The sequence below is a fragment of the Bacillus sp. FSL K6-2865 genome, from assembly GCF_040311405.1.
Taxonomy (GTDB): Bacteria; Bacillota; Bacilli; order Bacillales; family Bacillaceae; genus Bacillus; species Bacillus velezensis.
This window is the reverse complement of sequence record NZ_CP152036.1, coordinates 519490-541198: the sequence shown is the minus strand read 5'-3', so window position 1 is coordinate 541198 and position 21709 is coordinate 519490. Positions and strand designations below refer to the sequence as shown.

At 43.1% G+C, this 21709-nt stretch carries 27 protein-coding genes, 7 tRNA genes and 2 pseudogenes; 6 read left to right on the top strand and 30 right to left on the bottom strand.

Annotation, left to right across the window (positions count from 1 at the left end; translation table 11 throughout):
* The first annotated feature begins 10 nt into the window (after positions 1-10).
* From NYE42_RS02665 to NYE42_RS02655, 3 genes are all read left to right on the top strand, one after another.
* Positions 11-454: an Rrf2 family transcriptional regulator gene (locus NYE42_RS02665; RefSeq protein ID WP_040238522.1), complete on the top strand. Its 444-nt coding sequence runs from the start codon at positions 11-13 to the stop codon at positions 452-454.
* Positions 455-576: 122 nt separating this feature from the next.
* Positions 577-771 carry a recombination factor protein RarA gene (locus NYE42_RS02660; protein ID WP_007409575.1) on the top strand — a complete coding sequence of 65 codons (195 nt, stop codon included), beginning with the start codon at positions 577-579 and terminating at the stop codon, positions 769-771.
* Positions 772-825: 54 nt separating this feature from the next.
* The gene (locus NYE42_RS02655) at positions 826-1167 is read left to right on the top strand and encodes an MmcQ/YjbR family DNA-binding protein (RefSeq protein ID WP_032870349.1); all 342 of its coding nucleotides are present in this window, start codon (positions 826-828) and stop codon (positions 1165-1167) included.
* 264 nt (positions 1168-1431) lie between these two features.
* On the opposite strand, the gene NYE42_RS02650 is transcribed toward NYE42_RS02655, so the two are convergent.
* The 5 genes and pseudogenes from NYE42_RS02650 to NYE42_RS02630 form a co-directional block, all read right to left on the bottom strand.
* Positions 1432-1857: a MaoC family dehydratase gene (locus NYE42_RS02650; RefSeq protein ID WP_040238524.1), complete on the bottom strand. Its 426-nt coding sequence runs from the start codon at positions 1855-1857 to the stop codon at positions 1432-1434.
* Between the two features lie 11 nt (positions 1858-1868).
* Positions 1869-2333 (bottom strand): cystatin-like fold lipoprotein, encoded by a 465-nt coding sequence (locus NYE42_RS02645; RefSeq protein ID WP_352426739.1) that lies wholly within the window; start codon positions 2331-2333, stop codon positions 1869-1871.
* Positions 2334-2492: 159 nt separating this feature from the next.
* Positions 2493-2812, bottom strand: a pseudogene (locus NYE42_RS02640) (MarR family transcriptional regulator); the annotation flags it as partial.
* Between the two features lie 332 nt (positions 2813-3144).
* The gene (locus NYE42_RS02635; protein WP_007409580.1) at positions 3145-4548 is read right to left on the bottom strand and encodes an MFS transporter; all 1404 of its coding nucleotides are present in this window, start codon (positions 4546-4548) and stop codon (positions 3145-3147) included.
* 38 nt (positions 4549-4586) lie between these two features.
* Positions 4587-4977 (bottom strand): annotated as a pseudogene (locus tag NYE42_RS02630) (BCCT family transporter); the annotation flags it as partial.
* A 453-nt stretch (positions 4978-5430) separates the two neighbouring features.
* Here NYE42_RS02630 and NYE42_RS02625 point away from each other — a divergent pair.
* Positions 5431-5589 carry an ester cyclase gene (locus tag NYE42_RS02625; protein WP_076982829.1) on the top strand — a complete coding sequence of 53 codons (159 nt, stop codon included), beginning with the start codon at positions 5431-5433 and terminating at the stop codon, positions 5587-5589.
* Between the two features lie 185 nt (positions 5590-5774).
* Here the strand turns inward: NYE42_RS02625 and NYE42_RS02620 are convergent, their stop codons facing one another.
* The 9 genes from NYE42_RS02620 to NYE42_RS02580 all read right to left on the bottom strand — a co-directional run bounded on the left by NYE42_RS02620 (position 5775) and on the right by NYE42_RS02580 (position 8041).
* The gene (locus tag NYE42_RS02620) at positions 5775-6299 is read right to left on the bottom strand and encodes an NAD(P)H-dependent oxidoreductase (RefSeq protein ID WP_015416878.1); all 525 of its coding nucleotides are present in this window, start codon (positions 6297-6299) and stop codon (positions 5775-5777) included.
* Between the two features lie 457 nt (positions 6300-6756).
* Positions 6757-6840: transfer RNA gene (locus NYE42_RS02615), tRNA-Leu, on the bottom strand.
* 68 nt (positions 6841-6908) lie between these two features.
* Positions 6909-6990, bottom strand: a tRNA-Leu gene (locus tag NYE42_RS02610).
* 8 nt (positions 6991-6998) lie between these two features.
* Positions 6999-7074 (bottom strand) — tRNA-Lys (locus tag NYE42_RS02605).
* Positions 7075-7107: 33 nt separating this feature from the next.
* Positions 7108-7182: transfer RNA gene (locus NYE42_RS02600), tRNA-Gln, on the bottom strand.
* Between the two features lie 11 nt (positions 7183-7193).
* Positions 7194-7268, bottom strand: a tRNA-Glu gene (locus NYE42_RS02595).
* 19 nt (positions 7269-7287) lie between these two features.
* Positions 7288-7378: transfer RNA gene (locus NYE42_RS02590), tRNA-Ser, on the bottom strand.
* A 3-nt stretch (positions 7379-7381) separates the two neighbouring features.
* Positions 7382-7456, bottom strand: a tRNA-Asn gene (locus NYE42_RS02585).
* A 135-nt stretch (positions 7457-7591) separates the two neighbouring features.
* The gene (locus NYE42_RS02580; RefSeq protein ID WP_061861178.1) at positions 7592-8041 is read right to left on the bottom strand and encodes a SprT family protein; all 450 of its coding nucleotides are present in this window, start codon (positions 8039-8041) and stop codon (positions 7592-7594) included.
* A gap of 99 nt (positions 8042-8140) precedes the next feature.
* On the opposite strand from NYE42_RS02580, the gene cmpA reads away from it, so the two are divergent.
* A complete protein-coding gene (cmpA, locus tag NYE42_RS02575; protein WP_003156164.1) occupies positions 8141-8254 on the top strand; it encodes a cortex morphogenetic protein CmpA in 114 nt (37 codons plus the stop codon).
* 9 nt (positions 8255-8263) lie between these two features.
* Here cmpA and NYE42_RS02570 read toward each other — a convergent pair whose 3' ends face one another.
* The 14 genes from NYE42_RS02570 to acpS form a co-directional block, all read right to left on the bottom strand.
* On the bottom strand, positions 8264-10423 hold the full coding sequence (locus NYE42_RS02570) for a Tex family protein (RefSeq protein WP_352426738.1): 2160 nt from the start codon (positions 10421-10423) through the stop codon (positions 8264-8266).
* Between the two features lie 72 nt (positions 10424-10495).
* A complete protein-coding gene (locus tag NYE42_RS02565; RefSeq protein WP_039252641.1) occupies positions 10496-11098 on the bottom strand; it encodes a PP2C family serine/threonine-protein phosphatase in 603 nt (200 codons plus the stop codon).
* On the bottom strand, positions 11098-11886 hold the full coding sequence (gene sigB, locus NYE42_RS02560; RefSeq protein ID WP_003156171.1) for an RNA polymerase sigma factor SigB: 789 nt from the start codon (positions 11884-11886) through the stop codon (positions 11098-11100). Before sigB ends, NYE42_RS02565 begins: the two co-directional genes overlap by 1 nt.
* Positions 11852-12334 carry an anti-sigma B factor RsbW gene (gene rsbW, locus NYE42_RS02555; RefSeq protein WP_007609591.1) on the bottom strand — a complete coding sequence of 161 codons (483 nt, stop codon included), beginning with the start codon at positions 12332-12334 and terminating at the stop codon, positions 11852-11854. The genes sigB and rsbW overlap by 35 nt, the downstream gene beginning before the upstream one ends.
* Positions 12331-12660, bottom strand: coding sequence for an anti-sigma factor antagonist (locus NYE42_RS02550; RefSeq protein WP_031378636.1), 330 nt, complete (start codon positions 12658-12660; stop codon positions 12331-12333). The genes rsbW and NYE42_RS02550 overlap by 4 nt, the downstream gene beginning before the upstream one ends.
* 63 nt (positions 12661-12723) lie before the next feature.
* Positions 12724-13731 (bottom strand): PP2C family protein-serine/threonine phosphatase, encoded by a 1008-nt coding sequence (locus NYE42_RS02545; protein ID WP_039252645.1) that lies wholly within the window; start codon positions 13729-13731, stop codon positions 12724-12726.
* A gap of 11 nt (positions 13732-13742) precedes the next feature.
* Entirely contained in the window at positions 13743-14144 is a 402-nt protein-coding gene (locus NYE42_RS02540) for an anti-sigma regulatory factor (RefSeq protein ID WP_003156178.1), read from the bottom strand.
* Positions 14145-14146: 2 nt separating this feature from the next.
* Complete coding sequence (rsbS, locus tag NYE42_RS02535; RefSeq protein ID WP_003156180.1) at positions 14147-14512, bottom strand: RsbT antagonist protein RsbS; 366 nt, start codon at positions 14510-14512, stop codon at positions 14147-14149.
* 4 nt (positions 14513-14516) lie between these two features.
* Entirely contained in the window at positions 14517-15338 is an 822-nt protein-coding gene (locus tag NYE42_RS02530; RefSeq protein ID WP_003156182.1) for an STAS domain-containing protein, read from the bottom strand.
* Positions 15339-15455: 117 nt separating this feature from the next.
* Entirely contained in the window at positions 15456-15806 is a 351-nt protein-coding gene (ndoA, locus tag NYE42_RS02525; protein ID WP_003156187.1) for a type II toxin-antitoxin system endoribonuclease NdoA, read from the bottom strand.
* A 5-nt stretch (positions 15807-15811) separates the two neighbouring features.
* Positions 15812-16093, bottom strand: coding sequence for a type II toxin-antitoxin system antitoxin EndoAI (endB, locus tag NYE42_RS02520; RefSeq protein ID WP_003156188.1), 282 nt, complete (start codon positions 16091-16093; stop codon positions 15812-15814).
* A 119-nt stretch (positions 16094-16212) separates the two neighbouring features.
* Positions 16213-17382 (bottom strand): alanine racemase, encoded by a 1170-nt coding sequence (gene alr, locus NYE42_RS02515; protein WP_039252648.1) that lies wholly within the window; start codon positions 17380-17382, stop codon positions 16213-16215.
* A 116-nt stretch (positions 17383-17498) separates the two neighbouring features.
* Positions 17499-18506 (bottom strand): outer membrane lipoprotein carrier protein LolA, encoded by a 1008-nt coding sequence (locus NYE42_RS02510; RefSeq protein WP_007410230.1) that lies wholly within the window; start codon positions 18504-18506, stop codon positions 17499-17501.
* 164 nt (positions 18507-18670) lie between these two features.
* Complete coding sequence (gene acpS, locus NYE42_RS02505; protein WP_007410229.1) at positions 18671-19036, bottom strand: holo-ACP synthase; 366 nt, start codon at positions 19034-19036, stop codon at positions 18671-18673.
* 92 nt (positions 19037-19128) lie between these two features.
* Here acpS and NYE42_RS02500 point away from each other — a divergent pair, with 92 nt between their 5' ends.
* Positions 19129-19728 (top strand): rhomboid family intramembrane serine protease, encoded by a 600-nt coding sequence (locus tag NYE42_RS02500; protein ID WP_003156193.1) that lies wholly within the window; start codon positions 19129-19131, stop codon positions 19726-19728.
* Here the strand turns inward: NYE42_RS02500 and NYE42_RS02495 are convergent.
* Both NYE42_RS02495 and NYE42_RS02490 read right to left on the bottom strand, forming a co-directional pair.
* The gene (locus NYE42_RS02495; RefSeq protein ID WP_031378638.1) at positions 19725-21191 is read right to left on the bottom strand and encodes a PH domain-containing protein; all 1467 of its coding nucleotides are present in this window, start codon (positions 21189-21191) and stop codon (positions 19725-19727) included. The two genes, NYE42_RS02500 and NYE42_RS02495, sit on opposite strands and share 4 nt — an antisense overlap.
* The gene (locus NYE42_RS02490; protein ID WP_007410226.1) at positions 21181-21660 is read right to left on the bottom strand and encodes a PH domain-containing protein; all 480 of its coding nucleotides are present in this window, start codon (positions 21658-21660) and stop codon (positions 21181-21183) included. Before NYE42_RS02490 ends, NYE42_RS02495 begins: the two co-directional genes overlap by 11 nt.
* Between the last annotated feature and the right edge of the window lie 49 nt (positions 21661-21709).

The following is a 21709-nucleotide window of genomic DNA, read 5'->3' as shown; positions in this document are numbered from 1 at the left end:
TGAAGAAATCATGTCTATTAGCAGCCGTTTTGCTGTAGGAATTCATATATTGGCTCTTATTGAAATAAATGAAGACGGAATTAGCACTTCTGAATTTTTAGCTGGAAGTGTAAATACAAATCCCGCCTTCATAAGAAAAATTATGGGGATGCTGAAAAAAGCAGGTTTAGTAAATGTTCGGCCAGGTATTGCAGGGGCTGAATTAGCGAAGGATCTAACTGAAATCACCTTACTTGATGTTTATAGAGCAGTTAATGTTGTTCAAGATAAAGAATTGTTTAGTATACATGAAAATCCCAATCCTCAATGTCCTGTAGGCCGGAACATTCAAAGTACAATTGGTCCAATATTTGAAATCGCCCAATCTGCCTTGGAAAAAGCTCTTGGGCATATCACAATTGAGGATGTGGTAAAGGATATTATTGAAAAAGAAAATTTGACCAATAATTGTTAAATGATTTCACAGAAAATCTTTTATCATATTGAATCCAGCCCCGAATTGATATTGATTTTTTGATTAAAAAAATGGCTTTTTCATGAACAAAAAAAGAGCAGACATAAAGTCTGCTCCTTTTGATGAAAGATTTAGATTACGGTAAGGGATATAAATATGCTCATGATAAAAAGGAAAAATTAACGACAATGCAGACGATGCCAGATTCTTTAATAGGACGTGAGTATTACTATCCAACAACTCAAGGTTCAGAAGCTAAGTTCAAACAAAGACTTGAGGAAATCTCGGATTGGTATAAAAGAAACCGCAAATCTTAGTTTGAACGAATATGTTCTGTATATAAAAATAATGAGGTATGGAGTGAATTGATAATGAATTATGGTGAAATAAAAGATTACTGCCTAACCTTTCCAAACTCTTATGAAGACCATCCTTTTGGAGATGGTTGGACTGCAATTCGGCACAAAGGGAATAAGAAAATATTTGCACTTATCTTCACTCGCGACGAACACTTATGTGTCAACCTTAAATGCGAACCTGAAAGGGCTGATTTTCTACGTGGTCTTTTTGAAGAAATCAAGCCCGGATACCATATGAACAAGGAGCATTGGAATACTCTTACCTTAGATGAGGGACTCCCAGAGCACCAAATCCATGACATGGTAAAGTACAGCTTTGAACTGACAAAACCAAAAAGTAAAAAGGAAACATAACATCGAAGGATAGAACGCTCATTATAGATATTCACCCGGCTCAATGATACAGAGGAATATGCAAAAAACCTCAAGGCAGCAATTTTTAAATTCGTATTTACGAGATGATTTTTTCGTTATTGTGAGTCCTTTGTTTCTCGACATAGGTTGAACAAATAAAAAAAGAGCAGACTCAAAGTCCACTCAATTAATTTAGATGATTGCTTATTTCATCCAGACACCTATAAAAATTGAAAGGTGACGATGATATGCCGCAAAGGTCATTTAGCGTTTCATTAATACTGATAACTCACCTTCAAACACTTTTTCCTCTTTCTGATTATAGGTAGATAACAATACAGTAAGTATCCCCGTCTGGCTTTTATTTGGTTTTTTATCAATAACCTTAACAATAGTGTTCAGTTTATCATTAGGGTAAACGGGTGCTAGGAATTTTATATTATTCATTCCTGTCCCAGCAATAATATCGTCTTCATGACACCCTTCTTCAATCCAAAGCTTAAAAGTAATAGATAACGTTTGTATTCCAGAAGCAATAATTCCATTAAATCTGCCCATTTTTGCTTTTTCTTCATTTAAATGCATGTATTGTGGGTCATACACTTCTGCAAAATTCATTATATTCTCTTTTGTTAATTCAAAAGATTTAGTTTGAAAAACCTGCCCGATGGTGAATTCATCCAACTTCATAAATAAATCTCCTAGAATCTAAACTTTATTATTAAATCTACGTAGCATTTTAACATACTGGCTCTCACACAACAACTTAACGGTAAAACAATTGTTCCCCTATCAGGTATGAACAAGCACATTGTTTTTGTTTCCTTGCCTTTAACCTCTTTATAATCAGGTGTTTTCTTATAAAGACCAAGGCGGTCGCCATCACCATCACCCGGCATATGTGCCATTTCCTCATAAGAATCTCTAAGCTTCTCATAATAAGAATAAGCAGTCAGCCTACGAGAACTTTCTTCTGGCTGATAAAACGCAAGTTGAATATATTTCCCGTCATCATATACACGAATTATGGCGTTATCTCTTTTGTACTCATCTGAATCTGCTCGCATTTCTTTTCTGACTTTCTTCTCCTGCTTCATCACTTCATTAATCATTATCATATTTACTACCGTGCACGCAGTCAGCAGAAGGATGAAGGTGACTGACAAATCATACGACCTACTATAAGTAAGTGGACAGTAACAGATGAATTTTTTTAAACAAAAAATACCAAGGGTGTCAAAACCCTTGGTATCATTGATGCGGCCGAAAGGACTTGAACCTTCACGGGTTATTCACCGCTGGGCCCACCATCTATATTCATAAAACTATTGCTCAGTTTTCAGCATGTTAAGTAAATTACGAATTTCCTTGTTATAACTTTTAATTTCTTCTTCATTACAACCGGTTTTATCAAATACTGCATTAGGTATCATTGTGACTTTTTCTTTAAACTCATTCCCTTCAGTTGTTAACGTAATAATTACACTCGTTCATCCTCTTTTGAACGCTCTCTTATAATAAGACCTCGCTCCTCAAGTCGTTTTAAAACTGGAGTTAATGTTCCGGAGTCTAGATATAATTCTTCGCCTAAACCTTTAACAGATATTTTTTCCTTCTCCCATAAAACAAGAAGAACCAAATACTGTGATTAGCGTACAAGTTCTCGTTTTCTGCTTTGGACCCCATAAGAAAATAAAAAGCCAGCTCTCCTTCGGGAGAAGAACTGGCATAACAAAGCTTCTTGCTTCTTATTTTGCTGTATTGCTCGGACCTTTTAATTTCTCTTCGTTCTTGCGTCAACGTTTTATTATTAGGACACAACCAATAAAATAATGACGATCGAGAATAGCAACGCTGCTTTTGCAAAGCAGTAAGCCCTCCAGAATATAAAAGAGCTGCAGTCATTGCTGCTCGGATAATCCCAGCTTATTCTGAGTCTGTATGTCGAGTAGCCGGTCAATTAAATGGATGTTTTTTTCATTCCTTTTCTGTTTGTTCCATTTTCCACCACAGTGAATCTTTTGGATTTTCAACAGCTTCTTGAAACTCAGCTTTAGAAGCAACTGTTGGGTAAGAACCTTTTAAAGATTTACCTGAAGTATCTTTAAATAAGGTTAACACAACTATTAAGCCAATTAAACTAACTGCCAATAAATAGAAACCCGGCGCCAAATTGTTTCTTGTCACATGGGTTAACCAAGAAGCAACTAAAGGTGTTGTTCCACCAAAAATAGAAACTGATAAGTTGAATGTCCAGGATAATGTACGATATCTAATGTCAGTATGGAACAACGTAGGTAAAGATCCTGGCATAGTACCTTCGTATACAGATAATACAATCCCTAACATTAAAAGTCCTATAAATAAGAATGTTATATTCCCCATATTAAGAAATTGAAAAGAGATAATCGAAAATACAATTCCTAATACTAATCCAATTGTTATAACTTTTTTATTTCCTAATTTATCTCCCAATTTACCAAAAGTTAAAGCGAACGGTACCATAATAATCAATACAATTGCTGTAACCGGTGTACTTATATTATCACTTATACCAAGGTTCTCATCTAAATAAGAAGGCATATAACCTAACAATAGGTAATTGGTTATATTGAAAAATGCCACAAATACGATACATAAAAAGATATCTTTTTTATATGTTTTAATGACTTCTAATAAACCTGGTTGTTGTTCTTGGCTTTCAGAGATGTCATTTTCAAAAATTGGTGATTCATCTAAATGACTTCTCAAATATAAACCAAATAATCCTATTGGAATACTTAAGAAGAAAGGAATTCTCCATCCCCAACTATTCATTTGAACATCAGATAAAGTCCAGAAAAGTACTGTAACTAAAACAGAAGCTACTATATAACCAGATAATGTGCCGATTTCTAAACCGCTGCCTAACCTTATACGCTTATTATCTGGAGAAGATTCTGCGATATATACCATTGCACCAGCGTACTCTCCACCCACAGAAAAACCTTGCAGAATACGAGCTAAGAGTAATAATATAGGGGCCCATACACCAATCTGTTCATAGGTAGGAAGCACACCAATTATTAAAGTAGATAAAGCCATCATTAAAATAGTAATTGTTAATACTATTTTCCGACCAAATTTATCACCCATTTTACCAAAAATAATTCCACCTACCGGTCTAAGTAAGAAGGCAATTGCAAATGTAGCAAAAGTAAATATTAACTTTAATTCATCGTTTTGAACTGGACTGAAAAAGTTTTTACTAATAATAACTGCCAAATAAGAATATAAAGCAAAATCAAACCATTCCATCGCGTTTCCTATCCCTGTAGCAAACACGCTTTTCTTCGCTTTTTGAATGTCTACAACGTTAATTTTTTTCTTGTTAAACTTCATTTAATAATATCGACTCCTTAATTATCAAATCCACATTATACAAGCGTATAAACGGTCCAAGCATGCAGTCCCAGAATGTATAGCGTAATGCTTCTCTAAAAGTCTGGGGGTTTCTGTTTCACCTGATGGAGAGCTAACGGCATAGTGGATGATTGGTTCAACTGTACCTTAAAAGACTAGACTAATATCCATATCAGCGCCAAATAACATTGTAAACCAGGAAAGAAGGATGAAATTCAGTTTTTTCGCTGGTTTCCTTAACTTATTTTTGCCGATTGGACTAAAAATAATACAAAAAGCAACAAAAAGAGAAACATCCAACAGATAATACCAGCCAAAGCGGTTAGTGATATACCCTTGGGCTGTGGTTGGTATTTTCTGCAGACTATTTCGAGAAATGATTCCCCTTCATACAGCTCTATTGTGAATATTGTCACATTCGAAAACAAACTTTTATTTTCTCCAAAGTATCCTAAACCTTTATTTTAGTTCTTCCATTACGGCTTCCAATATGTTTATTATAAGATTGAGGTCGTTCCTAAGAATTATTTACTGATTCTATCTTTATTACCCCACAATCAGGTGAAACAAAACACTATAAACGTAGCATATCTTTTTAAAATCTGACAAGCCCAACAGGGTGATAGAAACCCGGCTAAAGCCAAGCTAGTCAATGGATAGAAGAAATTTTTTTGTTTTTCCCAAGGAATAACCGTCTGCGTTTAATCCAGCCCAATTAGAAAGAAAAAGAGCAGGAGTAATCCTGCTCTTTCATTCAAAACTTTAATTTGTATGAAGAATTTCGTATACCTTTTCGACTTTCTTTACCTATTAATCAGGATACAGACTACAACAGAAATAAGTAGCACCGGGTATGAAATAATGGATGCATTTAAACAGGCCAATCACCGACAATTGAATTTAGGAAAAAGCGTTAAATTCTCTCTTATGATGTTGTTACGTATTGTTGACGGTAAAATTATTGAACATAGATCTCATGTGGATGTGCATGATATTCTCCGTCAGCTTGGCGTTAATTAACAGTAAAAAGTTGAAATAGTGAGAGACCAGGTGAATAGCTTGTCTCTTTTTTATAATTAAGTCCTCGCTCTATGCCCTCCTGCATTCAGTCGATGTAACTTTGAAATAAAGTTTAATTAACATCTATCACAAATCCTTATTTTCACAACACATCATTTATTTCAGCTTCCCTCGCGAATACCGGATCAATGCTCAGCTTTAAGATAGTTAACCAATTTCTCCGCACTGTTCTTAACATCTTCTTTTGAAAGGTGAAGTGTCCCATATTGTGTAAAGGCAGGAAGAAAACGCATTCCTATATAGTTAGCAGTGACTTGAAACGGTCTGATAAGCTCGCTGATCGTGATATTATATTCTCCGCCTGCTTGATAATCAGATTCCTGTGCGCCTAAGGAGATAGCTAAGAGCAGTTCTTTTCCATGCAATTTAGTACCTCCAGTTCCATAAGCCCAGCCATGTGTTAACACATCATCTTCCCATTGTTTGAGTAACGCGGGACTGCTGTACCAATACATTGGGAACTGAAAAACGATACGCTCATGATCTAACAGGAGCTGCTGCTCTTTTTCTACATCAATGATAAAATTAGGGTATTCACCGTACAGGTCATGAACCGTAATGTCATTCTCTTGCTTTAAACGATTCATCCAGGTTTTGTTGACAACAGACGTTTCCAAATTAGGGTGTATAACGATAACTAATGTTTTCATTTGACTGTTATCCTTTCTTCGCCGATTAGTTATTATTGCTTTTGTGATAAGGATTTGATTCTAATTTTAAAATAACAACTTATTTACACCTATTTTATCCTTTTTCATGAATTCAGGGCAACTAATTGGGCACCGATTACATTTATAGCCAAAAAAAGACTTAACCTTTTAAAAAAGATTAAGCCTTTTCAGTACCCTTATGCCCCTACCCTATTATCTCGTGTCTAAATTCTAATAGCTGATCATATAACAAGGTCCTCCATGCTTAGCAATACTTTCTCTGCTTTTGCAAATTGGAGCTTAAGGCATTAGTAACTACCTATAATGATGAAAATATTTGTGCGATGTCGACTGCAGATGACTTACTTTAGGTAAGTGGGCAGTTTGTGGGCAGTAGATCATTTAAAAATAAGCACAAAAAAATACCAAGGATCTCTATAATCCTTGGTATCATTGATGCGGCCGAGAGGACTTGAACCTCCACGGGTTATTCACCCACTAGGCCCTCAACCTAGCGCGTCTGCCATTCCGCCACGACCGCGTGCTATGAAGCTGTCTTTCCACTAAGCATATAAGCTAGTGATGATGATCAGCACTTTGAAAAGAAAGTGCGGGTGAAGGGACTCGAACCCCCACGTCGTAAGACACTAGATCCTAAGTCTAGCGCGTCTGCCAATTCCGCCACACCCGCGTGACAAGTGGTGAGCCATGAAGGACTCGAACCTTCGACCCTCTGATTAAAAGTCAGATGCTCTACCAACTGAGCTAATGGCTCGCTCTAAAAGTGATTCAAAAATTTTAAATAAAATGGCTGGGCTAGCTGGATTCGAACCAACGCATGACGGAGTCAAAGTCCGTTGCCTTACCGCTTGGCTATAGCCCAACGAAGGTAAATGGTGACCCGTACGGGATTCGAACCCGTGTTACCGCCGTGAAAGGGCGGTGTCTTAACCGCTTGACCAACGGGCCGTCTGGTTGAGAACTTATCTGGCGGAGAAGGAGGGATTTGAACCCTCGCGCCGCTTACGCGACCTACACCCTTAGCAGGGGCGCCTCTTCAGCCACTTGAGTACTTCTCCATATGGCTCCACAGGCAGGATTCGAACCTGCGACCGATCGGTTAACAGCCGATAGCTCTACCACTGAGCTACTGTGGAATAATCAGACTTTCTTCATTATAAATGATGCGACATATTGTGTCAAGAAGCAACATTTATTTTTTTGAGAAAGTGTCGTTGTCTCTCAACGACTTTTATAATTTAACATAGAACATTAAAATGAGTCAAGCCTTTTTAAAAAATTCTTTTGATTTTTCCTCTGCACTTTCCGCAGGCATATCTTTCCGGATTCATTGCCCGCTTCTTTATATACTGTTGGCCGCAAGCCGCGCATCTATACATATATGTTTTCTTTTGTGTCTTTTTGGTTTGGAGCGGCTTGCAGAATCTCGGCGCTCCGACTTTCTGAAGCAGTTCTCTGAAGTCTTTGTCTCTGTGCTTGTACCCTTTTCCTTCAAGGTGAAGATGGTAATGGCACAGCTCGTGTTTGATGATGCCTACCAGCTCGCTCCGTCCGTGTTCAAGCAGATATTTTCGGTTTAATTCAATGTTATGGGAAGACAGCATGTACCGGCCGCCTGTCGTTTTCAGCCGGTCATTGAAGAAGGCTCTGTGACGGAACGGCTTTCCGAAATCTTGTTCAGAGATGTCTTCCGTCAGCTTTTGAAGTTGTTCGTTATCCATAAGTGCACCCCGCTTTAAAAACATTGAACGGGACAATTCACCGTTCGCATACAATGAGTTAAAACCGACCTCTAACTAAAAGCTGAGGAGGAATGAGCCATGCCGAATTGGCTGATGAAACAAATGCAAAAAGCGTTTTTAGAAAAGGACAATTACCAAATCAAACTGCTGAATCAGTGCTGGTATTTCTACAGAAAAAAACACTGCTCGTAAGCAGTGCTTTTATTTTACCATAGACAGCGACACTCTGCCTTTTTGCACGTCCACCCCTTCAACCCATACGGTGACGATGTCTCCGACCGATACGACGTCGAGAGGATGTTTGACGAATTGATTGCTCAGTTTTGAAATGTGCACAAGCCCGTCCTGCTTGACGCCGATATCGACGAAAGCGCCGAAGTCTACAACGTTGCGGACGGTGCCCTGCAATTCCATTCCTTCCTTTAAATCCTCAAGCTGCAGAACGTCTTTTTTCAGCAAAGGCTTCGGCACTTCGTCACGGGGATCGCGCTCCGGCCTTGTCAGCTGCCCGCAAATATCCGCAAGCGTAATTTCCCCTATACCGAGCTCTTCAGCCGTTTCAGACAGCGGCAATACGCTTATTTTCTCTTTTACGTCCGCGCTTCCGATCTGATCCGCAGTGAGCTGCAGTTTTTTGAGCAGCGCCTTTGTCTCTTTATAGCTTTCCGGGTGTATCCCGGTGCGGTCGAGCGGTTCCTGTCCTCCGGGCACTCTCAAAAAGCCGATGCACTGTTCATATGTTTTTGCGCCGAGACGCGGAATTTCTTTCAGTTCTTTGCGATTTGTAAATTTGCCTAGTTCATCTCTTTTTTTGACGATATTGCCGGCAACGGTTTTGGATAACCCGGCTACATATTGGAGCAGCGCGGCTGAAGCTGTATTGACATTCACCCCGACTTGGTTGACGACGGTCTCTACGACAAAACGGAGAGATTCGTTTAATTGCTTTTGGCTGACATCGTGCTGGTATTGCCCGACGCCGACGGATTTAGGATCAATTTTTACAAGCTCGGCCAGCGGGTCCTGCAACCTCCGCGCGATGGAGACGGCGCTGCGCTCTTCGACCTGAAAATCCGGAAATTCTTCACGGGCGATTTCTGACGCGGAATACACGCTTGCTCCGGCCTCGTTGACGATGACATAATAAATGTCACGCTCTGTTTCTTTCAGCACATCAACGACGAATTGCTCTGTCTCCCGTGATGCCGTGCCGTTTCCGATCGCCACAACCTCGACTTCGTACCGATCCAGCAATTGTTTGATTTTTTCCCGGGCTTCCGCTGTCTTTTTTACGGGAGCGTGCGGGTAAATGACATCGATTTTCAGCACTTTTCCCGTCTCATCAACAACTGCCAGTTTGCACCCCGTACGGAAGGCCGGATCGACGCCGAGCACAACTTTCCCCTTCATCGGCGGCTGCAGCAGGAGCTTACGCAGGTTTTCAGCGAAAATATGAATCGCCTGCGCGTCTGCTTTTTCTGACAGCTCTTTGCGGATATCGCGCTCAATAGCCGGCTGGATCAGACGTTTGTAACTGTCCTCAATGGCTTCTTTCAGCGTTTCTATCACAGGCGTTTCACGGTGTTTGATAATTTGCTTTTCTAAATAAGCTTTTATCTGATCGGCTGGCGGTTCGATCGCAATCTTTAAAATGCCTTCTTTTTCACCGCGATTCATCGCAAGTACTCTGTGAGGAACGACCTTTTGGATCGGCTCTTCGTACTCGTAGTACATTTCATAGACGTTTTTCTCGTCATCTGCGGCTGACTTGCCTGCCGCGGAAGTGAGAATTCCTTTTTTATACGTTTCCTGGCGAATCCACTTTCTGAAATGAGGATCATCCGAGATTTGCTCGGCTATGATGTGCTTCGCGCCTTCAATGGCTTCCTCTCTTGAAGCGACTTCTTTTTCTGCACTGATATATTGATCAGCGATGTCGTGAAGGCGGTTTTCTTTCGGGAGAGAAAGAATATAGTCCGCAAGCGGTTCAAGACCTTTGTTTTTGGCGACGGTGGCTTTTGTTTTCCGTTTTTGTTTGAAGGGACGGTATAAATCCTCGACTTCCTGAAGCTTGACCGCTTGTTCGATTTTTTGCTTCAGCCCTTCCGTCAGCTTGTCCTGCTCAGAGATCAATCTGATGACTTCTTCTTTCCGCTGCGTCAGGTTTTGTATGTATTGCCACCGCTCGGAAATTGCCTGAATCTGCACCTCGTCCATTGAGCCGGTCTGCTCTTTTCGGTACCGCGCAATAAACGGGACGGTATTGCCGTCTTCCAGCAGGCGGATGACACTTTCGACATGTTTTTGGGATAACGCTGTTTCTTCAGCAATTTGTTTTTTCAAAAGGGCTAACGTTTCCATATCACAAAAGCCTCCATCTCTTCATTCTTTCTCTAGTGTATCAAAAAACGGCGGAACATAAAAAAAGCAGCCTTACGATAAAAGCTGCCCTAGAATATAGGTCAAATCATCACGTCTGGATGTTGTGTACGGATGAAGTGATTTTGATATATCTTCTATTGAGTGTCCCTGCTTTAAGCAGGTGCGGATATGTGGAGCCTCAAGCCCATCCGTGTAGATGATGAACCTCGCCCCTTTTTCGTATGATGACGTATACGTTTTGTATCTTTGCGGTTTGCCTGAGAGGTAACCCGAAATCGGCAGCGGATGAAAGACTTCGCCTGATGGGGAGTGCAGGAAGAAACGGACATTGCCGATCGAGCAGTATGTCAATTCCCTTTTGATGAAATTGATTTTTAAGATGGAGGCAGTCGCCCCTCTTTTGTTTTTCATCGCTTGATTGCAGCGCTCAATGATGCTTTCCACATCCTCATCCGCATACGTTTCCACGATGTCTTTAATGGCTGACGAGGATTCGTTGGCAAGAGATCCGCTGCCGAGACCGTCCGCTACCGCGCAAACTAATTCTTCTTCATTCGCCTTCATAAAAAAGCTGTCGCCGCATATGGACTTGCCTTCTTTATTTAATTGGTATACAAGAGTTTGAACATGTTCATTTTCTTCAACCTGAATCATTACATTAGCTCCATGGAGGGATCTCCAATCAAGGCCTCTCTCAGTTTTTTCACCGCTTTCCGCTGCAGGCGCGAGACGTGCATTTGAGATATTCCGAGAATGTCCCCTGTTTCTTTTTGGCTTTTATTTTGCACAAATGTTAGATCGATAATCTGTTTTTCGCGGTCGGACAGCACATGAAGCACGCTTTTGATCATCATCTGCTGGTTGACGCGTTCGTATCCTTCCTCCTGCGAACCGACGATATCTAAAATCGTGACGGTGCTTCCGTCCGCATCCGCTTCGATGCTGTGATCGACAGACAGCGCCTGATAGCTTTTTCCCATCTCCATCGTTTCAAGCACTTCCTCTTCTGACACATCGAGAAAGGCTGCGATTTCTTCGACTTTCGGCGACCGCTGCGTCTCTGTCGTCAGCTGATCCACCGCCATTTTAATGCGCGGCCCGAGTTCTTTAATCCGTCGCGGGACGTGTACGCTCCATGTTTTATCTCTGAGGAAGCGTTTGATCTCGCCGATGATGGTCGGAATCGCAAATGCTTCAAAGGATTTGCCGACCTCGGGATCATACCGTTTAATGGCTCCGAGAAGTCCGATCATCCCGACCTGGCGGAGGTCTTCATGAAAACTTTTTCCTTTTGAATATTTCTTTGCCAGCATTTCGACGAGATTGGTATACACCTCAACGAGTGTTTCCTGGGCTTCTTTATTATCATGTGTTTGAAAGTCGCGTATGAGCCGATCAACTTCATCTTTAGTTAGTTTCGTAGTTTTTGATGGTTGTGCCATGATCAACTCGCTCCCCATTTAAATACTTTGTCATCGCCACGGTTACGCCAGAGTTGCTTTGAACTTTGACTTCATCCATGAGCGTTTCCATTAAATACAGACCGAGCCCTCCTTCTGACAATTGATCGACTGTGTGCGAAGGAGTGTACGGCCCGAGATCCTGCTGCTTCTGATCAAAATCAAAGCTGTCTCCCTGATCGGCGACAATGACCTCCAGCCGATCCTCAAACACACCGAACCGCACGGATACTTCTCCCTTATTTTCATCGTTGTATGCATGCTGGACAGCGTTTGTACAAGCTTCGCTGACAGCGATTTTTAAATCTTCAATGTCATCATAGGTATAGCCCATTCTGCTTGCGACCCCTGATAACGTAAGCCTGACGATTCCTACATATTCCGGTTCGGCCGGAATTTTCATCTCTATATAATCAACTGATGTACTCATTGCACGCCACCTTCTGACTTTGCCGAAATGTCGATGATGTCCTTAAGCCCCGTAATTTCAAACAGACGGACGAGCCGGTCGGAAAGATTCTCAAGCTTCAGAGAGCCGCCTTCCTTGCTCACCGTTTTAAACACGCCTACAAAAACGCCTAAACCCGTACTGTCCATATAATTTACATCTTTTAAGCAGATTCTCATGTCTTTCCCCTCGTTTGCCAGGGGCATCAGCTTTTCACGAACCACCGGAGCTGAGTATACATCGATTTCTCCAGCGATTTTGATTTGTATATCTGAAAGATTCTCCTTCATATCTACCGTTAAATTCATCGTATCACCTCTGAAAGTTATCCTTACTCGTGCTAATGGCTTTTTACCCGTGCTGCTGTTTTTTTAAACCTTTCTTTTTAAAACAATTAACGTAAAATCGTCATGAAGCTGAAAGTCCTGGAGTCTCAGCAGGCTGTCGTAAATGTTTTTGACCATATCCTGCGCGGAGCAGTCCATATGTTCTTCCAGCATGCGCTGAATGTCGCTGCGTTCTAAGAAACCGTTTTCGGTACGGCATTCGGTGACGCCGTCAGAAAAAAGAACGATCATGTCTCCTTCGTCCATGTGCTGTTCATATTGGCTGTAATCAAAATCCTGAGAAATTCCCAGCACCAATCCTTTTGCCTCCAGATCATAAAACTTTTTTTCTTTTTCAGAGTAGTAGAAGCCCGGTTCATGCCCCGCAGAGGCATATGTAAATTGGTGATTTTCCGTATTGTAGTTTGCGTAAAACATGGTGATAAACATGCTTGAATCCACGTTCTGTTCTACAACGCGGTTAAGATTTTTCAGCACTTGGGAGGGGTGAATGCCGATCTCCGGAAGAGAGTCCATGGCATACTTGATCATCGACATGCACAATGCGGCGGGTATTCCTTTTCCGATGACATCGGCTATCGCGATGTTAATCGATTCCTTGTCTTTGACAAAGTGATAATAATCCCCGCTCATCTGTTTGGCGGGGACGCTGATCGCCCCGATATCCAGATCTTCTTCTTCAGGAATTTTTGTGCCAAGCAGCGTCTGCTGAACATTTGCGGCAATTTCAATTTCTGAACGAAGCTCCTGCTGGATATCTCTCAGACTTTGATGTTCCTGATAAGCCATCCCGTAGCCAATCATGACTTCTATTAAAAAATCCAGCGAATGAAAAACATCTTCCGGCAGATCCGGATACAGTTCCTTTACTACTTTTCGGTGGATACTGATAATCTCCTCCGGAGGAACCTGATGTTCAATCGTTTTTCGGCTGAATTTTTGGGCTTGATATAAAGATGTTTCTGTTAATTCGGCTATATATCGGCTAAGCAGCTGATGATACCGCTGCTCTATAACCTCCCTGAAATCCACGTTCTAACCTCCTACCGAAGCCATTTCACGGCTTGAATCTCTGTTCCTTCCTCTGCAACAGATTGCAGGCTGAATTCGTCCATCAGCCTTTTGACGCCCGGAAGTCCCGCTCCCAGTCCGCCTGACGTTGAAAAGCCGTCTTCCATCACTTTACGGATGTCGGGGATTCCGGGTCCTTTGTCTTCTGCTATAATTTTAAGGCCTTTTTTCCCTCTGTCGTTTACTTGTTCTATGCTGACCTGGCCTTTGCCTGCATATAAGTAAATGTTTCTGGCCAATTCTGAGATAGCCGTCGTGATTCTGGCCTGGTCCACCGTACCGAAGCCTAATTCCTTCGCAACGTTGCGGCCAAGCTGTCTGGCGGCTACGATATCCCATTCTGTCATGATTTTCACACAGGATTGGTCGTTCATCGCTATTCCCCCAATTCCCGCTTCAATGTCTCAAGCCCTTGCTCTAAATCGAGCGCCGTTTCAATTTCCTCAAGTGAGATTCCGAGTTCAATCAATGTGACCGCCACAGCCGGCTGAATTCCCGTCAATACGACCTTTGCGCCCATCAATTTAGACATGGTGATGACATCGCCGAGCACTTTCGCGATAAATGAATCGATCATGTCAACGGATGTCAGGTCAATGACGACCCCGTTTGCGCCGGTTTCATAGATTTTGTTCAGCAGATCTTCTTGAAAATGCAAAGCTGTCTGGTCGTCAAGTTCCCATTGGATGGATACCAATAAGCAGTTATACAGTTTCAGGATCGGGATTTTTGGATGTCTCACAATGTTATTCCCCCAATGAAACGATTTTTCGATTTGTCATTTCAAGCGCTGTTTGAATTCCTTTTTGAAGGGTATTCTTCGTAATAACCTGCGACAAATCAATTCCCAGATTAACGATCGTCTGCGCAATCTCCGGACGGATTCCGACGAGCAGGCATTTCGCGCCGACAAGCCGCACCGCTTCTGATGCCTGAATAATATGGTGCGCCACCATCGTATCAACGACCGGCACGCCCGTGATATCAATTAATACAACCTGTGAACGGTGCTTTACGACGCCGTTTAACAGATTTTCCATAATATGCTTTGCACGCTCCGTATCAATCGTCCCGACAAGCGGCATGACCGTTACATGCTCAAATACCGGGATCAGCGGAGCCGACAATTCCTGAAGCGCGATTTTTTGCAAAGTAACCGTTTTTTCCCAGGAGATAGAATACTGATTTAAGATTTCCGTGTTGATCGGATTGAAAAAGCTGTCTATTTCCAAAATCAAATCTGCTCTGTCCTGATCGGCCATATTAAGGTCGACCATCGTTTCGTAAAGCAGTTTCCAAAACTCTGACAGGGTGGCTGAAAGAAGTTTCAGTGACAGGCCGAGCTGAACGGCACGCAGTGCGAGTTCACTGATCTGCTCTTCCGTAGCCTCGTCATTTTTAGTCGATAATAAAAGAATGTCTATATAGTCTTTACAAATATTTTCACATATGTGATTCGTAAGCTGATAGTCTTCCTGATTGCCTACTTCTTTTAGTTTGGCTGTCCAAGTATCAAGCAGTTCATCATGCTGATCAATGATGAACTGATACACTTTCTGATTCGACATGGGTTTCACTGACCTCCCGACACAAAACAACAAATTTTGTTTGATTATCTCTTTATTATAGCGCTTATGTTTTTCGAAAACAAAAAAAGTTGCTCTATATGAGCAACCAAAATATGACTAAAAATCAATGAGTGCCAAACTGATTTGCAGGGCTTCATCAACCTTATCCATCATTTCATCATCCAGATGAGTTATTTTATCCGTTAATCTTTGCTTGTCAATCGTCCGAATTTGCTCCAGCAAAATAACGGAATCTCTTTCAAAACCGTAGCGTTTTGCATCAATTTCGACGTGGGTTGGTAATTTCGCTTTCTGTATTTGGGCTGTTATGGCTGCAACAATAGCAGTCGGGCTAAAGCGATTTCCGATATCATTCTGGATCACTAAAACCGGGCGTACGCCGCCTTGCTCTGAGCCAACAACAGGAGATAAATCAGCAAAATAAACATCGCCGCGCTTTACAATCAAAATGATTATCCTCCGCTGACTAAGCGCTCAACGGTCGTTTCTGCTTCGCACTCAGCATAGTGAGCCTCAGAAGAGATATTCAAGTTGATTTTCGCCATTTCCATATACCCGCGTCTCATCAAATCACGGTTATGGCGAGTTGTCCGTTCGCTGACATACGCTCTCACTGCTTGTGATATCAGTTCGTTTCTGCTTCGTTTCTCCCGCATCGCTACACCATCCAATTCAGCTACTAAGTTTTCGGGCAAGCTGATTTTCATTTCGGTTCTTGCGCTGGATTCAGACAAAAAACATACACCTCCACCAAACTTACGGATACGACCAATTCATCCATCCAGACATAATGATACCATTATTCAAACGTCAAGCAAAGCTGTTTTATAAATTCTCTTTTTCCGGATGACGGCTACTTGCTTGTATTATCTTGCAGTAAAGGATTTCTTACTTCCATTATACTCTCATTTTCCAAAAACATACGGGGAACGCGGGAACTAATGGTACAAGGGACCTCGTAATTAATCGTTCCAAGCCGCCCGGCGATTTCATCCATCGTGATCGTTTCTTCCTTCTGGCTGCCGATCAGGGTGACTTTGGTGCCCGGCGGATAAGATTGATCTAATTCGACCATCAATTGATCCATGCAGATTCTTCCCGCGATATTCATCCGTTTGCCGCCGATCAGCACAGACGTGCCGCTCAGCTTGCGGAGCCACCCGTCTGCATAGCCGATGGGAACCGTTCCGATCCATTGATCCTTCTCTGCCGTATATGTTGCGCCGTAGCTGACGCTTTCCCCTTTGCGGATCTTTTTCACATGGGATAAAACAGAGTGCAGCGCAAAAGCCGGCTTTAATTGAAACGGAATTTCGCTTTGGATGTCAGCAGAAGGACGAAGCCCGTACATACTGATGCCGAAACGAACCGCGTTAAAGAAGCCCTTTTTAAGACGAAGTCCGGCAGCGCTGTTCGCGCAGTGCACCATCAATTCTTTTAAAGGAAGCGGAGCGATCAATGTTTTAAAGCGGTCAAACTGGCAGAGGAAATAATCTCTGTTTTTCTCATCCGCGGTAGCAAAGTGGGTGAATACGCCTTTACAGACTAAACCGGGATTTTGGCTGAGGATTTTTAACACGCTTTGGATTTCTTCCTCCGTTTTGACTCCGAGTCTGTTCATGCCGGTGTCGACTTTCAGATGAAACGGCACTGTCGCACTCCCGAGGTGGCGCGCAGCTTCCTGAAGCCATTCAACAGAATACCCCGTGAGTGTTACGTCATACTCGGCAGCTGCTTGTACATATTCGGGCGGCACGGCGCCAAGCACGAGAATCGGCGCTGTAATGCCCCGCTTTCTCAATGAAATCGCTTCATCCAGTATGGCTACGGCAAGACAAGAGGCACCCGCTTCAAGCGCGGCTTTACCGGCTTCCAAATCTCCGTGTCCGTAAGCGTTCGCCTTTACAACCGCCATGAGATGGACGTTTTGCCCGATGTGTTTTTTCATATGCGTGACATTTTCTTTAATCGCGGACAGATTGATTTCCGCCCACGTTTCTCTGTAAAAGGATGCTGTGGTCATTCGATACACTTCCTAGCATTATTTTCAATTCATATTGTTATTATCATACTAAAATTATTCTGCAAAGTGAAATGGAATCAAAAAAGAGACCGACAGCGGCGGCCTCTTTTTTGACGTTATTTTGACGACTGTCCCTGCATGCTTTTGGCGGCGGCCACCATTTCATCTTTTGTCAGATCCTGTGATGACAGAAGATAATCCACTCCGTCATATGTCCACGTTAAAGACGTATCAGATAATGCCGCAACCGTGAAGCCGAGATTAACCGGTTCGCCTTTCAGCGTGACGGCAGAGGCGGCTTTTGCGATATGGGCTTTTTCTTGAATAAGGGTGAAAGATTTTTCTCCGCCGTAAGTCATGACGATCCGTTTGCCGTCCGCCGTTGAAATATCTTTCTCTTCAAGTTTTTTGACGCCGGCCGGCACTTGAAGCGGTGTTTTGACCGCAAATGAATCAGACGGCTTGGCACTTGTGGCGACGTCCATCTGGGAAAGCGTCATATTTTTCTTCTCGTCAAAAGAGTCTTTATCAAACGGCTTGTTGAATTCAAAGCTTTTGAATTCGACTTTTACCATCACTTTCCGGTCTGTATCCATGACTTTGACGAGCGACGGGCTCATGTCCTTTTTGTTGAAAGTGATTTCCTGAGTCGGCAGCATTTTGTTGTGCTGATAGTTTGTTTTTGTTTCAAACGTGTACTTTTTATCTTTGGCGGAATAGACGGCGTCTTTGTCATGCTGCACGTCCTTTACAAGTGACTCAAACAAATATACTTGGCTGCTGTTATTCGGCCAGTCGCTTTGGAATCTGAAGCTCTTATTTAACGACGGCGTGAGGACAAAGACTCCGTTGGCGTTCCGTAAAATGACTTGGTTTTGGTCTTTTTTCGGATTTTCCAGATAGACCCGGTACAGGGAAGGTTTTTTATGCCAGATTTCCACATTGTATACTTGCGGATCACTCCCCGTTTCGATGGTCATTTTGGCTTTCGCTTTGTACGAGGTGTATTCCTTCGCCTTCTTATCTAAACCGTTCACGATATCTTCCTGTGATTTTTGGCCGCAGGCCGAAAGAATAAGGACGGCAAGCAGTCCCGTTAAAAGCAAAACAAAGCTTTTTCTCACCTTTTTTCAACCCCTTCTTCTCAATTGATGTAAAGGGAAGAAATCGCTTGTTTGACTTTAACGGTACGCCCTGAACGGACGGACGCGTACCATAAAAGCCTCAAACAACTTGTCTCCCTTAATGCACTATCAAATATATGAAGGGGTTCCGGCTAATATGCAGACTAGCGTGACAACCTTTCAATCACGACCTGTGCCGCGGCGTATTCTTTTGTATGGGTAATGGAGACGTGAACCGCCGCGCCGTCAAGCTTGGCGCAGGCCAGCACAGGCTTTCCCGCTTTGTCGTTTCCAGTTTCAATATCCTGAAAGCTGAGCTCTTTGCCGATACCTGTGCCGTATGCTTTCGAAAAGGCTTCTTTTGCCGCAAATCTTCCCGCGAGAAATTCAATTTTCCTTTTGTCCGACAGCAATGTAAAACGGGCGTATTCAGCCTCCGTCAATATTCTTTGCGGAAATCTTGCCTGCCGGCTGAGCATGTTTTCAATTCTGTGCAGTTCAACGATGTCGATTCCGATTCCGAAAATCATGTGAATTCCTCCTAAAAGTCCGTACTAAAAAACGGTTTATGTCATAAACGTGTTACTATATATGTAACAAATCAGATGCAAAGGGGCTTGCGATGTTTATACGAACGGAAAATTTCCAGACTTTTATCAGACGTTATCCGGCCGTCAGCTGTATCTTGGCGCTGCAGGCGTTCTTGTGGCTGTTTTTCAGTATGCCGCTTCATTCCGTCATGATGTGGTCAGATGCTGTGACCGGCTATAATTACGGCGTTTCCTCGGGAGAATGGTGGCGGCTGGTGACACCGATGTTTTTACACGCGAATTTCACTCACCTTTTGTTTAACTCCATGTCTCTCTTTTTATTCGCGCCCCCGCTTGAGCAGATGCTCGGAAAAGTCCGTTTTCTGATTGTGTACATCGCATCGGGCATCATCGGCAATATCGGCACGTATCTTGCCGAACCGCTTGATTATGTGCATGTCGGCGCATCCGGCGCGATCTTCGGACTTTTCGGCGTGTATGTGTTTCTGACTGTTTTCCGCAAGGAGCTGATCGGCCGGGATCAGTCGAAAATGATTATGACCCTGCTTATCATCGCGGTGCTGTCGACGTTTATCAACTCTAATATTAACATTATGGCGCATTTGTTCGGACTGGCAGGCGGATTTTTGCTTTCCTTTTTATGCGTGCAGCAAAAAAAGCGGCGGTATTAACCGTCCGCTTTTTCATATGAATACCAGCGCCCGATGCGTTCGGCATCTTCCTCGCTGACATCCTTCAGCATGACATGCTCCATGTGGTGAGCTGATTTCACTGCGGTAGCCACAGATGCGAGCCGCCTTCTTTTTTGCAGAAAGGAGCGGCTGACTTCAAACATCTGCATTCTTCTTCTCAGCATAATCGTGGTCGTCTTCCCGACCAGCCTCGTGGTAATCTGAAGCCTGCCGCCGTTTATGCACCATGACGCTGTCCTAAACGAGGCATATCCAAGCACCAGTTCGACGGGAAGCACAAGGAGCGATGCATATCCCCACGGCTTAAACAGAATACAAAGCGGGATGATCACGAAAACCGAGAAGATTATGGATCGGAATAAATACCGGCGCAGCGCCCTTTTCGGCAAATGATTCCGGTTTTCTTCCAGCACGTAATCCGGTGTGAAACCGTTCAGCATCACTCCGAGCTTTGATTTGCGGATGATCGGAAACAGAATCGTCTGTGCTCCTTCTTTCTCATTCCCCGCACTGCCTGCGCTGACAATCGCCACCGTCGCGTATCCGAATAATTGCCTGATCACATTTTCTTTCATTTTAATGGCTTGGATTTTACGGAGCGGGATTGTCACTTGATGTTTTTCAATAATTCCTCTGGTAATGACCAATTCGTGTTCCTTTTTTTCTATTTTAAAGTTGGCATGCTTGATCATCATACCGGCGATGCTTAACAGCCAGGCGATGAACAATCCTATGAAAATGATCACGGCGTATATACCGATGCTCGCATGCTTGAGAAAAGAAAACCTGTCATAGAGCCAGTCCATCGGAAGTACTTCATCAATCTGAGAAAAGAGGGCGAATACCGCTGAGATGATGACACCGATTCCCCCGGATGTTGAGGCGGCCATAAGCAGCTCACCTACAGACAATCGGTAAACGGATTGCACATCTTCCCCGCGCATCGGCTCCTGCTCCGCTGCGGTCTCCCCTCGTTCTTCTTGTTCCGCTTTTTGCTGAAAAACAGCCGCTCTGATCCGTTCCGCCTCTTCCACAGTAATGGCGGATAAGACGGCCTCGGCGTTTTTCCCGTCGCCAGCCGTTTCGATTTGAAGCTTAACAAGCTTAAAAAGCTGCTGAATGATGCCGGCACTCGTATTCATTGATTGAATCCGGTCAATGGAGATGTATCTCTTTTTCGTAAAAAACAAGCCTTCTTCAATTCTGAATTCTCCGTCCTCAATCCGGTATGTGAATTTTCTCCACTCGATCACACTAGCCGTAATCAGCCAGATAAGCAGGACGGCGAGCGCAATGCCTCCGTAAAAGCGGATGAAGTGGTTGGAGTTTACAATATAGACGAGAAAAAATGGCAGAATAATGTTTTTAATGGTTTCGATAATAATATGGAATAAGTTCAAAATCACGGCCGCCGGGTGCAGACGTTTCGGCTCAGACATCATCTTCCGTCACCCTTGCCAGACGGGAAATGGAATCCCTCAGCCGGTCAGCTTCCTCCATATCAAGCGCCGGAATGGAATGAACGGTTGCCGCCGTGGAAATTTTGACTGAGGCCAGACGGTACCTTCTGAGGAGCGGGCCTTGTGAAGTATCTACGTGCTGCACCCTCACCATCGGCACAATGACCCGTTTGACAATAAAAATGCCGGATTGAATATCAATTTCATTTTCATGGACTTCATAGCGCCAGATCCTGTGCCTGATTTTCGGTATGGCATAGACGGATATCACTGAACCGAATATCCAAATGATGCCGAGGACTCCGGTGATCCAATACGGCCAATGGAAGAAATGGCTTAAAACAGCTGCTGCTATAACGGCCAGAAGACAGAAGGCGGACAGGATGATTTCCTGAAGACGCCAGACTTTTAAGCCGCTTGGACTGATTCGATTTTTTGGCTGTGCTCTCAACATACCTACCTCCCATTTTTTATCATACATACAAATACGGCTGATTTGC